Consider the following 13,974-nt stretch of genomic DNA (forward strand, 5'->3'; position numbering starts at 1 on the left):
AGGTTTCTACTATGAGTAATAAATTTATCGTTACTTGGGACAATATGCAGATGTATTGTCGTCAACTTGCTGCTAAACAAATGCCAGCAGAGCAATGGAAAGGTATTGTTGGTGTAAGCCGCGGTGGTTTAGTCCCAGCTGCAATTCTAGCGCGTGAGTTAGGAATACGTTATGTTGATACGATTTGTATTTCAAGCTACGACCACGATCATCAACGTGATATGAAAGTTCTTAAAACCATTGAAGGTGATGGTGAGGGATTCTTAATCGTAGACGACTTAGTGGATAGCGGTGATACAGCTCGTCATATTCGTAAAATGTACCCAAAAGCGAAGCTAATTTGCGTGTGCGCAAAACCTGCTGGTCAAGAATTAGTTGATGACTATATTGTCGATATTGCGCAAGATACTTGGATTGAACAGCCTTGGGATATGACTCTGCAATTTGAAGAGCCAGTAAACCGCAAGCAAAAATAACTTCTTTGCTCTATATTGAAACCTCATACAAGATTCTCATTTGAGAGGATGTATGGGGTTTTTGTGTTTATGGATAAAATAAATAGGGGAATAAAGATGGCCATATTTACTCATGATCCACTATTAGGGCGTTATCAAGTTGAAGTCGAGCCTAATTATTGGGCACATCTAGATTATTATTTAAATGACGATGTTTTGGTTATTACTCACACTTTTGTGCCTGATGAATTAAGAGGTAAAGGGTGTGGTAAAATTTTAATGGAAACGGTATTGAACGATATTGATTCGTTAGGTAAAAAAATTTTACCAGTATGCAGCTATGTTAAAGTCTACTTGCAACGATACCCTCAATGGCAACATCTATTAACGGATTAACGCAGATGTATCTTTAAATATCAGTTAAAATGCTTTAACCCTGTCAGATTGAAGTCTGTTGACTTTTAAGGAATACAACTTGGAAGCGCAAAGCAAGAATATATCCGAATCGCTATTTAAAAAACATCAGCATGCGAGCGAAACCTCGAGCTTGGTTCAGTATTTAAAAGATAGTCAAATCCAGTTGGACTTAACCCAAGAGCGAACAAAAAGTGCGTGGTATCGAACATTACGACGTGTGGAGTGGAGTTGGCAGGGGTTAGATCCCATTGAAACTGAATCAGTATTAGCTAGAATTGCTAGCTCTTCTAATCAATGTCAGCATCCAATATGGCTTGATACTATTGCTGGTTATCGCCCGGGTAACTGGTCATATGAATGGACGCAACAAGGCATGTTGCATCAAAATAAAGCGACCTCTCTCAAAGGTGAGGCGGCTTCTAATGAATGGTATATCGCAAGCTTATGTTTTAGTATTGCAAGCTACCCACATTTGAATTCCGATACGCTATCTCTCCAAGCTCAAATTCTAGTCAATAAAGCGTATTCTCAAGTGATGGAGCACAGCCCGTATATTATTAAAAAACTCAAAATCCCGTTTGATAATAAAACCATTGATGCAAATTTACATCTTCCACATACGGAAAGACCGTTGCCTGTGGTGATAGTTTGTGCGGGAGTTGACACATTACAAACCGATATGTGGCGTATTTTTAATGACTATCTCGCTCAACATGAAATCGCTATGTTAACTATCGATATGCCTGGTATTGGAACGAATACCTATTGGAAACTTACTGAGGACTCCTGCCGTTTACATCATGCTGTACTTAATGATTTACGTAATATCCCATGGGTTGATCATTTTAAGGTCGGTTTGATCGGATTGCGATTTGGCGGCAATTTAATGACTCGCATGGCATTTTTAGAGCCAGAAAAAGTACATGCTTGTGTCACATTAGGAGCGCCCATTCATGGCTTGTTGTCGACCCCTGATAAATTTACAAACATGCCAAAAATGCATATTGATGCCATTGCATCTCGTTTAGGCCGTAAGTCAGTGGATATTGCGAGCTTGGCTAAGCAAATGAGTGCTTGGTCGTTAAAGTCGCAAGGTCTATTAGCCAGCCGGAAAACCCCCGTTCCTATCTTAGCATTAGGCTTAGAAGGCGATCCTGTTGGCTGTAAGGAAGATAATCAAAGTGTGGCTCGATTTAGTCAGGGAGGGAAAGCGATGCAATTGACGAGTAAATCAATTCATCAAGGGTATGAGCAAGCGCTCAAAATTGCAGTTGATTGGTTAAATGATGCTCTTAAAGAGTGACAAAAGCTGGTAAATGGTTAACCATGGTCAAATAACATTTATGCAACAAATGATTGCATTTATATAATAACATGGGGAATTCTATGACCAATATTGCTGCTGAACCGACACATTTTCGTTTATTGACCGCCTTAAAGGCTATTGGACCTTATTTGAGAGAGGCAGAGTGTCAACCAGGTATATACTTGTTTGATTGTCTGTCCGTCTGTACGGATGAGACGAAATCTCCAGAATTGCGTGAATTTTGGGGATGGTGGCTGAAACTTGAAAAGAGCGAACAGAACTTTGTTGCTAATTATTCTTATGGTCAATACGATGAAAAAGGTCAATGGATAGAAGTTGCTATCCCATTGAAAGCTCAATCAGAAGTAGAAAGAACATTGGAAGCTTTTCATCAAAAGTTAACCAATGCTTTATCCGGTCAGTATTCATTTACACTTAGTTTGCATCAAGATTCGGTCGATATGGCGTAATAATATGATGAAAGGTTGAATAGTAAATTTATCCAGATAAATAGATTTTTATTCATAATTAAAAAATATTCTCAATTAAAGGCGCATTGTTGCGCCTTTTCTGCTTGTTTAATTCGCTCCGTATTGATAAAACAAAGGTAATAATTCCATTACTTAAACGTCTCTTTGACAGGAAACACATGTCAACTCAAATACATCACGAATCTTATACGGTCGTCATTAAACTTGGTACAAGTGTGCTGACTGGTGGGACATCAGAAATTAATAAAGCTCGAATGGTGGATTTGGTCCGTCAATGCGCAGATTTAAAAGAGAAAGGTCATAAAATTGTGGTGGTTTCTTCTGGCGCGATTGCCGCTGGGCGTGAGCATTTAGGGTATCCTGCATTGCCGAATTCAATGGCAAGTAAACAGCTATTAGCCGCCGTTGGGCAAAGTCGATTGATTCAGGTATGGGAATCATTATTCGCCTTGTATGGTATTAAAATAGGTCAAATGCTACTGACTCGGGCTGATCTGAAAGACAGGGAGCGATTTTTAAATGCACGCGATACTATCAATGCGCTAATTGACTACAATATTATTCCAATCGTGAATGAAAATGATGCAGTCGCCACTTCAGAAATTAAAGTCGGAGACAATGATAATCTATCCGCATTGGTCGGTATTTTATGTGGCGCTGATAAATTGTTATTACTCACCGATCAATCTGGTTTATTTACGGCTGACCCACGCAAAGACCCAAAGGCAGAGTTGATCCGTGAAGTCAAAACTATTGATGAAACGTTGAGACGAATCGCAGGTGGGAGCGGCACTACACTAGGAACCGGCGGTATGGCCACAAAATTGCAAGCGGCAGACATTGCGCGCCGTTCTGGTATCGAAGTGGTTATTGCAGCAGGAAGTAGTCCTAATGTGATTTTGGATGCAGTAGGCGAGCACCCTCAAGGAACTCGTTTTCTTCCATTAGCAGAGTCATTAGAAAATCGTAAGCGTTGGATTTTAGCGGGGCCGGCTTCGGTGGGGGATCTAATCATTGATGATGGTGCTTCTAAAGCGGTGGTTGAGCGAGGAAGTAGTTTATTAGCCAAAGGTATTGTCATGGTTCAGGGAAGCTTCTCTCGTGGTGACGTGGTCCGCTTACGTGATCAGTCCGGGCAATTACTTGCAAAGGGGATTGTGAGTTATTCGAACAGCGAACTAGAACAAGTTATTGGAAAACATAGTAAAGATATAGAAGCCATTCTTGGTTATGAATATGGCTCGACGATCATCCATCGGGATGATCTTGTTGTGATCCAAGAGTAAACGCTCATTCACTTATATTAATGTTATTAAGGGCAGATTGTGGACTTAATTAAAATGGGCCAAGCGGCCAAAAAAGCTTCATTTCAATTGGCAACTGCGCCGACCGCTCAAAAAAATAAAGCATTGGCTATTATTGCTGATGAACTAGAAGCGAACGCCGCTGCAATTTTAGCTGCGAATATTAAAGATATCGAGTTAGGGCGGGCTGCTGGCTTAACAGACGCATTGCTTGATCGTTTATTGCTTAATCAACAACGATTGTCTGATATTGCCGCCGATGTGAGAAATGTTATTCATTTGAATGATCCTGTTGGTTCAGAAATTGATAGTAAAATACTTGAAAATGGCATGTCTTTAGCGCGTCGCCGAGTACCACTTGGTGTAGTGGGCGTTATTTATGAAGCTCGTCCTAATGTAACCATTGATATTGCTGCTTTATGCCTTAAAACGGGCAATGCGAGTATTTTACGTGGCGGAAAAGAGACATTTTTTTCTAACATGGAATTGGTCAAGGTTATTCAAATCGCATTAGAAAAAGCGGGGTTACCGACGTCTTCTGTACAATATATTGAAAAACCAGACCGTGAGTTAGTTTCTCAACTGCTTAAGCTTGATGATTATGTTGATATGATCATTCCACGCGGTGGTGCTGGTCTGCATAAAATGTGTAAAGAAAACAGCACTATTCCAGTTATCATTGGTGGTTTTGGTATAAGTCATATTTTTGTGGATGAAAGTGCAGATTTAGTCAAATCGGTTGCGGTAGTTGAAAATGCTAAAGTACAACGACCATCGGCGTGTAATTCTCTGGATACTCTATTAGTACACGAAAAAGTGGCGAAAGAATTTCTTCCAATGTTAGTCGCTAAAATTAATCAGCAAGTCACATTTGTGTTAGATAAAAGTGCTAAATCTTTTATCAATGCAGATAATCAGCGTGATGCGACAGAAGGCGATTTTGATACCGAGTGGTTAGGTTATACATTAGGTATTAAAGTGGTGAAAACTATCGATGAAGCCATTGATCATATGCAAGTTCATAATGCCAGCCATTCAGATGCTATTATGACTGAGTCACTACGCAATGCTGAACTATTCATAAACTCTGCAGGTTCTGCTGCTGTATACGTTAATGCCTCTACACGCTTCACCGACGGTGCACAGTTTGGTTTGGGTGCAGAGGTTGCAGTCTCTACTCAAAAGTTGCATGCGCGTGGTCCTATGGGCTTAGAAGAGCTAACAAGTTATAAGTGGGTTGGAAAGGCAGATTACTTAGTTCGTAAGTAGATTGTTTATATACGATGGATGTTAGTTAATTAGCCATAAGCAAAAAAAAGCCCAGATCAAAGTGATTTGGGCATAAAACAATTTTAGGAATTAATATGAAAAAGCAGAAGTAGGATATATTTTGGTTAACTTGACGGCCGTAACCAAAAATCAGAATCTTGCTTGCTACATATTATATGACTGACCTTTTACGGATAAGTTCAAAATTAAATTCAAAAAATTAAAAAAGGCGAATGCTTCATTATGAATCATTCGCCTTTTAGCGTTTAAGTTATTGATAGTTATTTAATTTCAATGCCTTGCGCTTGCATATCTGCATGATAACTCGAACGTACAAACGGTCCACATGCTGCGTGAGTGAATCCAAGTTCAAGAGCGATATCTTTCAATTCATCAAATTCAGATGGTGGAACATAGCGTTCAACTGGTAAATGATGACGACTAGGGGCTAGATATTGCCCAAGAGTCAGCATCGTCACGCCATGAGCTCGTAGATCTTTTAAAACTTCAACAATCTCTTCTTTAGTCTCACCCAGCCCCATCATTAAGCCAGACTTAGTTGGAATGTTTGGGTGTTGCTGTTTGAATTTTTGAAGTAATTGTAATGACCATTTGTAATTTGCACCAGGTCGTGCGCGGCGATACAAACGCGGTGCAGTTTCAAGGTTGTGATTGAATACATCCGGCGGATTATCTTTCATTAAATCTAATGCCACATCCATACGCCCACGAAAGTCAGGCACTAAGGTTTCAATTTTGATATGTGGACTATGTTCACGAATGGCTTTATTACAATCAGCAAAGTGCTTTGCACCACCATCACGTAGATCATCACGATCAACAGAAGTGATTACTACATACTTTAGCTTCATATCTTTAATGGTTTGCGCTAGCTTTTGAGGCTCATTGGCTTCTGGTGCGTTTGGACGACCATGGGCAACATCACAGAAAGGACAGCGACGTGTACAAATTGCGCCTAAAATCATAAAGGTAGCGGTGCCATGGTTAAAGCATTCCGCTAAGTTAGGGCACGATGCTTCTTCACAAACAGAATGAAGATCATTTTTACGCATTGCAGCTTTAATTTCTTGAATACGAGTGCTATCGGCTGGCAGTTTTATCTTCATCCATTCAGGTTTACGCAAAACGTCGGTTTTTTCTACCGTTACTGTTTTGGTTGGGATGAGTGCCATTTTATCAGCGTCACGATATTTAACGCCTTGTTCCATTTGAATTGGTTTGCTCATGCTACCTACTTATCAAAGCTTTTGCTTTCGGTGGTGTATTCAACTTGGTCGTAACCAAGTAGCTCTGTGATTTTTTTCATTAAAACAATTTCAACTTCATTGATGTTATTTGGTCCATTCACATCTTTTACTTGTACCATTTCCATACCAGCATATCCGCATGGGTTAATGCGAAGGAAGGGGGTAAGATCCATATTAACATTGAGGGCAAGGCCGTGAAATGAACATCCTTTTCGAATACGTAACCCTAGAGAGCATATTTTCTTTGCTCCTACATATACGCCAGGAGCATCAGCGCGGGCAGTTGAATCAATATCAAAAGTAGCGAGAGTTTCAATGATGATATTTTCAATATGAGTAACAAGTTCACGGACACCAAGTTTTTTACGGCGTAAATTTATTAAGAAATAAGCGACTATCTGACCTGGACCATGGTATGTCACTTGGCCACCACGGTCACTTTGTACCACAGGGATATCACCAGTATTGAGTAGGTGTTCTTGCTTACCAGCTTGACCCTGGGTAAATACTGGATTGTGCTCGACTAACCAAACTTCATCAGGGGTTAAATCATTACGCTGATCGGTAAATTGATGCATATCTTGCCAAACAGGAGCATAGTCTTGCTTACCTAATCGGCGGATGGTCAATTTTTTTTCAAGTAAAGAATTACACGGATTTAGAGTGAGGGGTGAATCCGATTCGTTGCACATAAATCGTTTATCCTTAATCCGACTTAATAGTATTAAGCTGATTTTCTTCAAATTAAATTGATTGAATAGAGCCGGAATCTAATAATTTTACTGACTAATGATGTTAGAAACACAGTATAAACCCCTTTAGCTAGACTCACTACGGGTAAGCGTTAGGGGTATAGTTTAATTGATACAGGTATCACTCAATCTGGTTTGTGACACCTTAAAGAACCATTCGGACAATATCGATTTCGCCTAGTTCTTTGTAAAGAATCTCGACTTGTTCAATTGATGTTGCGGTGATGGTGACAGAAACGGCATTATAAGTTCCTTTAGCGCTCGGCTTTACACTTGGAACATAATCACCTGGAGCATGCTTTTGAATAACAGCAAGAATAAGATCAGGTAATTCTGGTTTCGCATAGCCCATCACTTTATAGGAGAACTTACATGGAAACTCGAGTAAATCTTTTAGTTTTGCTTGCTCTTGCATAGTGGCTCCAAAGAAACATTGAGCATGAAAGGTCGAATAATAAAGCTATTAAGCTGAAATCTCAACCTAGATAGTGGGGTGTAAGGCTGGTTTTGGTGATTAAACTATTAAAAAGTACACATAATTATTAAAATTTTGTTATATAGAATAAAAACTTATTTGATATTTTATAGATAAAATAAGAGGGGAAATATTTTTATCTAGGGGGCAAAAAAAGCCACCGAAGTGACTTTTTGTTTTATTGCTTTATTAGGGCTGGATTAATTAAAACCAGCTTTTGAACAGTAAGACAAGGTAATCAATTAAGCGGCTGAAAATACCACCTTCATTAACATCTTCCTGAGCAACTAATGGGTATTGAGCGACATCGCTGTCATTCAATTGATAAAAAAGCTTACCTACAACTTGGCCTTTTTTGATGGGAGCTTTTAATTCTTTATCCAAAACAAAACTTGCCGCTAGATTTTTAGCTTGTCCACGCGGCAGGGTAACGTAAGTATCTTCGTTGACACCTAAAGAAATCTCACTCTTATCACCCATCCAGATTTTTTCTTTTACAAACTCTTCACCTGATTTATGAGGAGAAACAGTTTCAAAGAAACGGAAGCCAAAGTTCAATAATTTTTTACTTTCCGCTTTACGGGCATTTTCACTTTTTGTTCCCATCACAACAGAAACAAGACGCATATCACCTTCAGTTGCTGAGGTGACTAAGTTGTAACCAGCTCCGCTTGTGTGTCCGGTTTTAATACCATCTACATGCATGCTTTTATCCCAAAGTAGACCATTACGGTTGTATTGGGTTATACCGTTGTAAGTAAAGGATTGCTGAGCGTAGATTTTATATTCTTCAGGAACATCGCGAATTAACGCGGCACCTAAAATAGCCAAATCGTGAGCGGTCGAATAATGGTCATCGTTATCTAAACCATGAACATTCACAAAATGTGAGTTTTTCATACCAAGTTTCTGAGCCCATTGATTCATTAAATCAACGAAGGAATCTTGTGATCCAGCGATATGTTCAGCCATAGCAACACAAGCATCATTACCAGAATCAACGATGATTCCTTGGTTTAATAAATCAACTGTGACGGTTTTACCCACCTCAATAAACATTTTTGATGAGTCAGGGAAGTTTTTAGCCCAAGCTGCTTGGCTGATCACAACTTCATCTTCACGCGAAATGCTGCCAGATTTGATTTCTTGGCCGATAACATAACTGGTTAACATTTTTGTTAAACTAGCCGGGTGGCGTCGGTCATCCATGTTTTTTTCAGCAAGGATTTTACCTGAATGATAATCCATTAAGATGTAGCTTTCTGCAGCGATATCTGGTGCATTAGGTACAACGATTGGATCAGCAGAGGCATTCAGTGAAGCTAACGATGCTGATAATGCTAATGACGGAATTAGCAAAGACTTTAAATATTTAACAGTATTTTTCATGAGATATATACATCAAGGTTGTAGGTGAACGTAAACTATCCGCATCTTACCAGATTCACTTTTGTAAATCAGATATGGATTGTGTTTTCCGAAAATGAAAATTAAAGGTATATGTTTTACCGTTTATTTCCGAGTCTGGTGTTTCATAAAAGCCGTTCTATAGCCTGAGCTTTGTAATTTAATCAATACGACATTAGCTGAATTTTGGTCTTTCCATGGTCCAAGCATAATGCGGTTTATTTTGTTTGTTGTTTGTACGCTGTAGTTAATCGAATAGCTTTGACCTAATTGTTTCGCTAAAGTTTCCGCTTTATTTTTATCCGAGATCGCGGCGACTTGAATTAGGTATTCTTCCTTGGAGTAGGCTTGGTCTACTTTCGTTTTTGCTGTGGTAATGTATTCAACTTTAACGGGCGCTGTACCTGCTTGGTAAACTCCTAATTTATAGGCAGCTGCATAGCTTAAATCAATAATTCTCCCATCATGGAAAGGGCCACGATCATTCACTCTTACAATAACGGTTTTACCATTCGCGGTATTAGTAACTTTGACATAACTAGGTATTGGCAATGTTTTATGTGCCGCGGACATAGAATACATATCATATACTTCACCATTAGAAGTTAAGTGGCCATGAAATTTCTTCCCATACCATGATGCATAACCAGTTTGAGTAAAGTCTTTAGTCTCTTTAACGATTTTATAATCTTTTCCACGTAAGGTGTAATCACGATTTCCGCTGCGGCTGAAAGGTTCATATCTTGGGTGAGCATCTTCAACATGTGCAACCGATAATGGCTTTTCAGGCGCTACGTCATCATTAAGTGAGTATCTATTGGTAGAAGATGAACACCCGACTAAAACCAATAGTAAGGTGAAAAGTAAATAGGTTGAAATGCGTTTAATCAATTTAGTTCGCCTTAGAAAGCATTTTACGGTGTGTGTGAATAGACATCAGAATACCAAAACCCGCTAATAGGGTAACCATTGAGGTACCACCATAACTGATCAGCGGTAACGGTACACCGACCACTGGAAGAATGCCACTCACCATACCAATATTGACAAAGACATAAACAAAAAAGCTTAATACAACACTTCCACTCATCATTTTACCAAAGGCTGTTTGAGCCTGTGTGGCAAGATATAATCCGCGTACGATAATAAATAGGTAAACGCTAAGTAGGAAGCAAACCCCAATCATTCCCCATTCTTCGGAAATAACAGAGAAAATAAAATCGGTATGACGTTCAGGGACGAACTCTAATTGTGATTGAGTGCCATGTAACCAACCTTTACCTGTCAAACCGCCAGAACCAATAGCTATTTTACTTTGTATGATGTGATAGCCTGCGCCCAGCGGATCTGATTCTGGATTAAATAAAGTTCGAACTCGTACTTTTTGATATTCATGCATCAAGAAGAACCAGAGGATAGGGATAAATCCACCAATGGTTAAAGCGGCTGCAGTAATAATTCGCCAGCTTATTCCTGCAAGGAAAATAACGAAAATACCAGAGGCTGCAATAAGAATTGATGTGCCTAAGTCTGGTTGCCTTGCAATAAGAATAGTGGGTAGGCAGACTAAAACCAAAGAGACAACTAAAGCTTTAAAAGTAGGCGGCAAAGATTGTTTGCCAATATAGCGAGCCACCATTAACGGAACTGCAAGCTTAAGTAACTCTGACGGTTGGAAGCGAACAAAGCCTAAATCTAACCAACGTTGAGCACCTTTTGAAGTCTCACCAAAGAAGAGCACACCCAGTAGAAGAAGAACACCTAGTGCATATAATACTGGTGCTAATGATTCAAATGTTCTAGGGGTAAGTTGAGCCAGAAATATCATCACGCCCAGTGAGATCAACATACGCATAGCTTGGCGATCCATCATTTCTAGATTCTGGCCGCTAGCACTGTACATGATGACAAGACCGATCCCCATCAACAATAAAATACCAAGTAATAATGGTAGGTCGATATGTAGCCTTTCAAAGAATGCACGGTTTTTGCCGTTGGATAAATCCATACTCATATTATTTGTTATCCTGTGAGGAATCGGTTTCATCGTTATTTAAAATGACATGATCGAATATTTGGCGAGCGATTGGACCACCGACACTAGAGCCGCCACCTGCATTCTCAAGCACCATTGAGACGATTACTTTAGGATCATCAAGTGGGGCAAATCCCATTAATAATGCATGATCTCTAAGACGTTCGACAATTTCATCGGCATTATATTTTTCGCCTTCTTTCAACCCATACACCTGAGCGGTACCCGATTTAACCGCCGCTTCATATTGTGCCCCGTAAAAAGAACGTCTTGCTGTTCCTCGACTACCGGTTGCTACTAAATGCATACCTTCTTCGGCAAGGTTCCAGTAAGATTCTTTTACCCCTGTAATTGATGGATAAGTTTTAATTGGACTGAGTACAGGCTTGGCCGAAGGTGCTGTTTTATCTATCGTGGCACGTAATAAATGAGGCGCACGAACCTTACCGTGCGACACTAATACAGACAGAGCTTTTGCGATTTGCATAGGGGTAGCTGTCCAGTAACCTTGGCCAATACCGACGGGGATAGTGTCTCCTTGATACCATTGCGTACGATGACGAGCACGTTTCCATTCGCGAGTCGGCATGTTGGCACTGCTTTCTTCATGCAAATCGATACCAGTTAGCTCACCATAGCCAAATTTATTCATCCATTTCGATAGACGATCAATCCCAAGATCAAAGGCCACTTGGTAAAAGAAAGTATCAACCGACTCTTCAAGCGCCTTTTTGACATCAACGACGCCGTGTCCCCAGCGGCTCCAATCTCGATAACCTTTATGGCTACGAGCATTAGGGATATACCAAATGCCCGGATCATTACGTGTCGTTTCAGGTGTGATCACACCCTCAGTCAAGGCGGCGACAGCGATAAGAGGCTTAACCGTTGACGCGGGTGGATAAATGCCTAATGTGGCCCGATTGACTAGTGGCCGATCGGGATTATTGAGTAACTTGTTGTAGGCTTTGCTGCTAATACCATGGACAAAGGCATTAGGGTCATAGCTTGGACTTGATATCATTGCCAATACACCATTGTCTTTAGGGTCGAGAATGATGATAGAGCCACGACGTTTATCCATTAACTTAAAGGCATATTGCTGTAAATCAATATCAAGATTTAAAACCAAATCTTTTCCCGGAATAGGGGGGACATATTGTAATGTCCGAATGACCCGCCCACGACTATTCACTTCAACTTCTTGATAACCAGAAGTGCCATGCAGAGTATTTTCGTAAAAACGTTCAATCCCTATTTTCCCAATATCATGAGTGGCTTGATAATTAGATATTTTGTCTTCTTCAGTTAAACGGCGGATATCTCGGTCGTTAATTCGGGAGACATAACCTAAAACGTGGGTGAGTGCTGAACCATAAGGATAGTAACGTTTCAATACTGCCGTGACTTCGACGCCAGGGAATTGATATTGGCGTACTGAAATTTTTGCGACGTCTTGTTCACTTAATTGAGTTAAGAGAGGAACAGATCTGAATCGCCGTGTTTGTAGGCGTTCTTTTTTAAAGGTTTCAACTTGTTCATCGCTGATCGGAATTATTTTACGTAAACCCGCGATAGTTTGATCTATATCTACGACTTTCTCTGGCGTGATTTCTAAGTTAAAAACAGGGCGGTTAGAGGCGAGTAATTTTCCATTACGATCGTAAATTAGGCCACGGTTAGGAGCGATCGGAACAATTTTAATACGGTTATCGTTAGAGCGAGTTTTATAATCTTGATATTGTTCGATTTGGATATAGTACAAATTACCCAATAAAACGCCGACCAAAGCTAAAATACTAATAAATGCCACAATCGCGCGGCGAGTAAAAAGTTTAGCTTCTGCGGTGTAATCGCGTATTTGGCTACGTCTGCGTCTCATTATCGATTATTCTCGGTGATAAGGGTGATTAGTTGTGACGCTCCAAGCGCGATATAAGCTTTCTGCCATAATCACTCGCACAATTGGGTGTGGTAGTGTTAATGGTGATAATGACCAACTTTGATCGGCTGCGGATTTACATGCAGGAGATAACCCTTCCGGACCTCCAATCAATATCGAAACATCACGCCCATCGAGTTTCCATGAATCTAATTGCGTTGCAAGTTCTATGGTATCCCAACGTTTACCCGGAATATCTAATGTTATAATGCGACTACCTTTAGGTACAGCCGACAGCATGGCTTCACCTTCTTTTTGCAAAATCCTAACAATATCTGCATTTTTACCTCGTTTCCCTGCCGGTATTTCAACGAGATAAAGTGGCATATCACTAGGGAAGCGGCGTTGGTACTCATGAAAACCAGCTTCAACCCATTTGGGCATTTTGGTTCCGACTGCAATGAGTTGGATCTTCATGTGGAATACTCCATGGTCTTATTGCTTACCCTCTATCAATTTAAAAATAAAGATTTAAATTGATAGAGGATTAAAGGATGAGCATTGGATGGGTTGCTAGCTCCACAACTTCTCTAGCTGATAGAGTTCACGGTGTTGTTGCTGCATGACATGAACCATAACTGAACCCATATCGACCACAACCCATTCACCTTCGCTTTCACCATCCATACCAAGTAGATCAAGGCCCGCGTTTTTGGCTTCACTTGCAACGTTCTCAGCGATAGAAATAACATGGCGCTTAGAGGTACCAGTACAGATAACCATAAAATCGGTCACGCTTGATTTTTCAGTGACATCTAGAGTGATAATGTTTTCTGCTTTCATGTCATCAGCTTTATCGGCTAAAAAGTCTTTTAATTCGTTTATTTGCAAAGTGAAACCTCATTTATAAAAT

The 13,974-nt window shown here is 40.1% G+C and carries 15 protein-coding genes; 6 read left to right on the forward strand and 9 right to left on the reverse strand.

What is annotated here, in order from left to right; translation table 11 throughout:
* Window positions 1-11: 11 nt before the first annotated feature.
* From gpt to FH976_RS04630, 6 genes are all read left to right on the forward strand, one after another.
* Entirely contained in the window at window positions 12-476 is a 465-nt protein-coding gene (gene gpt / locus FH976_RS04605; protein WP_194089742.1) for a xanthine phosphoribosyltransferase, read from the forward strand.
* A 96-nt stretch (window positions 477-572) separates the two neighbouring features.
* Window positions 573-851 (forward strand): GNAT family N-acetyltransferase, encoded by a 279-nt coding sequence (locus FH976_RS04610; protein WP_194089743.1) that lies wholly within the window; start codon window positions 573-575, stop codon window positions 849-851.
* Window positions 852-930: 79 nt separating this feature from the next.
* Window positions 931-2,175, forward strand: coding sequence for an esterase FrsA (gene frsA / locus FH976_RS04615; protein WP_194089744.1), 1,245 nt, complete (start codon window positions 931-933; stop codon window positions 2,173-2,175).
* A gap of 83 nt (window positions 2,176-2,258) precedes the next feature.
* Entirely contained in the window at window positions 2,259-2,648 is a 390-nt protein-coding gene (crl, locus tag FH976_RS04620; protein WP_194089745.1) for a sigma factor-binding protein Crl, read from the forward strand.
* 179 nt (window positions 2,649-2,827) lie between these two features.
* A complete protein-coding gene (proB, locus tag FH976_RS04625; protein ID WP_194089746.1) occupies window positions 2,828-3,955 on the forward strand; it encodes a glutamate 5-kinase in 1,128 nt (375 codons plus the stop codon).
* 39 nt (window positions 3,956-3,994) lie between these two features.
* Window positions 3,995-5,242: a glutamate-5-semialdehyde dehydrogenase gene (locus FH976_RS04630; RefSeq protein ID WP_194089747.1), complete on the forward strand. Its 1,248-nt coding sequence runs from the start codon at window positions 3,995-3,997 to the stop codon at window positions 5,240-5,242.
* Between the two features lie 281 nt (window positions 5,243-5,523).
* On the opposite strand, the gene lipA is transcribed toward FH976_RS04630, so the two are convergent.
* The 9 genes from lipA to rsfS all read right to left on the reverse strand — a co-directional run bounded on the left by lipA (window position 5,524) and on the right by rsfS (window position 13,952).
* Window positions 5,524-6,489, reverse strand: coding sequence for a lipoyl synthase (gene lipA, locus FH976_RS04635; RefSeq protein WP_194089748.1), 966 nt, complete (start codon window positions 6,487-6,489; stop codon window positions 5,524-5,526).
* A 5-nt stretch (window positions 6,490-6,494) separates the two neighbouring features.
* A complete protein-coding gene (gene lipB / locus FH976_RS04640) occupies window positions 6,495-7,202 on the reverse strand; it encodes a lipoyl(octanoyl) transferase LipB (RefSeq protein ID WP_194089749.1) in 708 nt (235 codons plus the stop codon).
* Between the two features lie 205 nt (window positions 7,203-7,407).
* Window positions 7,408-7,677: a DUF493 family protein YbeD gene (gene ybeD / locus FH976_RS04645; RefSeq protein ID WP_190330321.1), complete on the reverse strand. Its 270-nt coding sequence runs from the start codon at window positions 7,675-7,677 to the stop codon at window positions 7,408-7,410.
* Window positions 7,678-7,941: 264 nt separating this feature from the next.
* Window positions 7,942-9,126: a serine hydrolase gene (locus FH976_RS04650; RefSeq protein ID WP_194089750.1), complete on the reverse strand. Its 1,185-nt coding sequence runs from the start codon at window positions 9,124-9,126 to the stop codon at window positions 7,942-7,944.
* Between the two features lie 123 nt (window positions 9,127-9,249).
* The gene (locus tag FH976_RS04655) at window positions 9,250-10,032 is read right to left on the reverse strand and encodes a septal ring lytic transglycosylase RlpA family protein (RefSeq protein WP_194089769.1); all 783 of its coding nucleotides are present in this window, start codon (window positions 10,030-10,032) and stop codon (window positions 9,250-9,252) included.
* Window positions 10,033-10,036: 4 nt separating this feature from the next.
* A complete protein-coding gene (rodA, locus tag FH976_RS04660; RefSeq protein WP_194089751.1) occupies window positions 10,037-11,158 on the reverse strand; it encodes a rod shape-determining protein RodA in 1,122 nt (373 codons plus the stop codon).
* A gap of 1 nt (window position 11,159) precedes the next feature.
* Window positions 11,160-13,061 (reverse strand): penicillin-binding protein 2, encoded by a 1,902-nt coding sequence (gene mrdA / locus FH976_RS04665; RefSeq protein WP_194089752.1) that lies wholly within the window; start codon window positions 13,059-13,061, stop codon window positions 11,160-11,162.
* A gap of 6 nt (window positions 13,062-13,067) precedes the next feature.
* Window positions 13,068-13,538 (reverse strand): 23S rRNA (pseudouridine(1915)-N(3))-methyltransferase RlmH, encoded by a 471-nt coding sequence (rlmH, locus tag FH976_RS04670; RefSeq protein WP_194089753.1) that lies wholly within the window; start codon window positions 13,536-13,538, stop codon window positions 13,068-13,070.
* Window positions 13,539-13,634: 96 nt separating this feature from the next.
* Window positions 13,635-13,952 (reverse strand): ribosome silencing factor, encoded by a 318-nt coding sequence (gene rsfS / locus FH976_RS04675; protein ID WP_194089754.1) that lies wholly within the window; start codon window positions 13,950-13,952, stop codon window positions 13,635-13,637.
* Between the last annotated feature and the right edge of the window lie 22 nt (window positions 13,953-13,974).

Origin of the sequence: Vibrio hibernica (assembly GCF_015223435.1) — a bacterium.
Lineage (GTDB): Bacteria > Pseudomonadota > Gammaproteobacteria > Enterobacterales > Vibrionaceae > Vibrio > Vibrio hibernica.

Bases quoted from the DNA above. Each gene is read 5' to 3' on its own strand.
- gpt (WP_194089742.1), top strand. From the start codon at position 12: ATGAGTAATAAATTTATCGTTACTTGGGACAATATGCAGATGTATTGT.
- FH976_RS04650 (WP_194089750.1), bottom strand. From the start codon at position 9,126: ATGAAAAATACTGTTAAATATTTAAAGTCTTTGCTAATTCCGTCATTA.
- rodA (WP_194089751.1), bottom strand. From the start codon at position 11,158: ATGAGTATGGATTTATCCAACGGCAAAAACCGTGCATTCTTTGAAAGG.
- lipB (WP_194089749.1), bottom strand. From the start codon at position 7,202: ATGTGCAACGAATCGGATTCACCCCTCACTCTAAATCCGTGTAATTCT.
- rlmH (WP_194089753.1), bottom strand. From the start codon at position 13,538: ATGAAGATCCAACTCATTGCAGTCGGAACCAAAATGCCCAAATGGGTT.
- crl (WP_194089745.1), top strand. From the start codon at position 2,259: ATGACCAATATTGCTGCTGAACCGACACATTTTCGTTTATTGACCGCC.
- ybeD (WP_190330321.1), bottom strand. From the start codon at position 7,677: ATGCAAGAGCAAGCAAAACTAAAAGATTTACTCGAGTTTCCATGTAAG.
- proB (WP_194089746.1), top strand. From the start codon at position 2,828: ATGTCAACTCAAATACATCACGAATCTTATACGGTCGTCATTAAACTT.
- mrdA (WP_194089752.1), bottom strand. From the start codon at position 13,061: ATGAGACGCAGACGTAGCCAAATACGCGATTACACCGCAGAAGCTAAA.
- lipA (WP_194089748.1), bottom strand. From the start codon at position 6,489: ATGAGCAAACCAATTCAAATGGAACAAGGCGTTAAATATCGTGACGCT.
- FH976_RS04610 (WP_194089743.1), top strand. From the start codon at position 573: ATGGCCATATTTACTCATGATCCACTATTAGGGCGTTATCAAGTTGAA.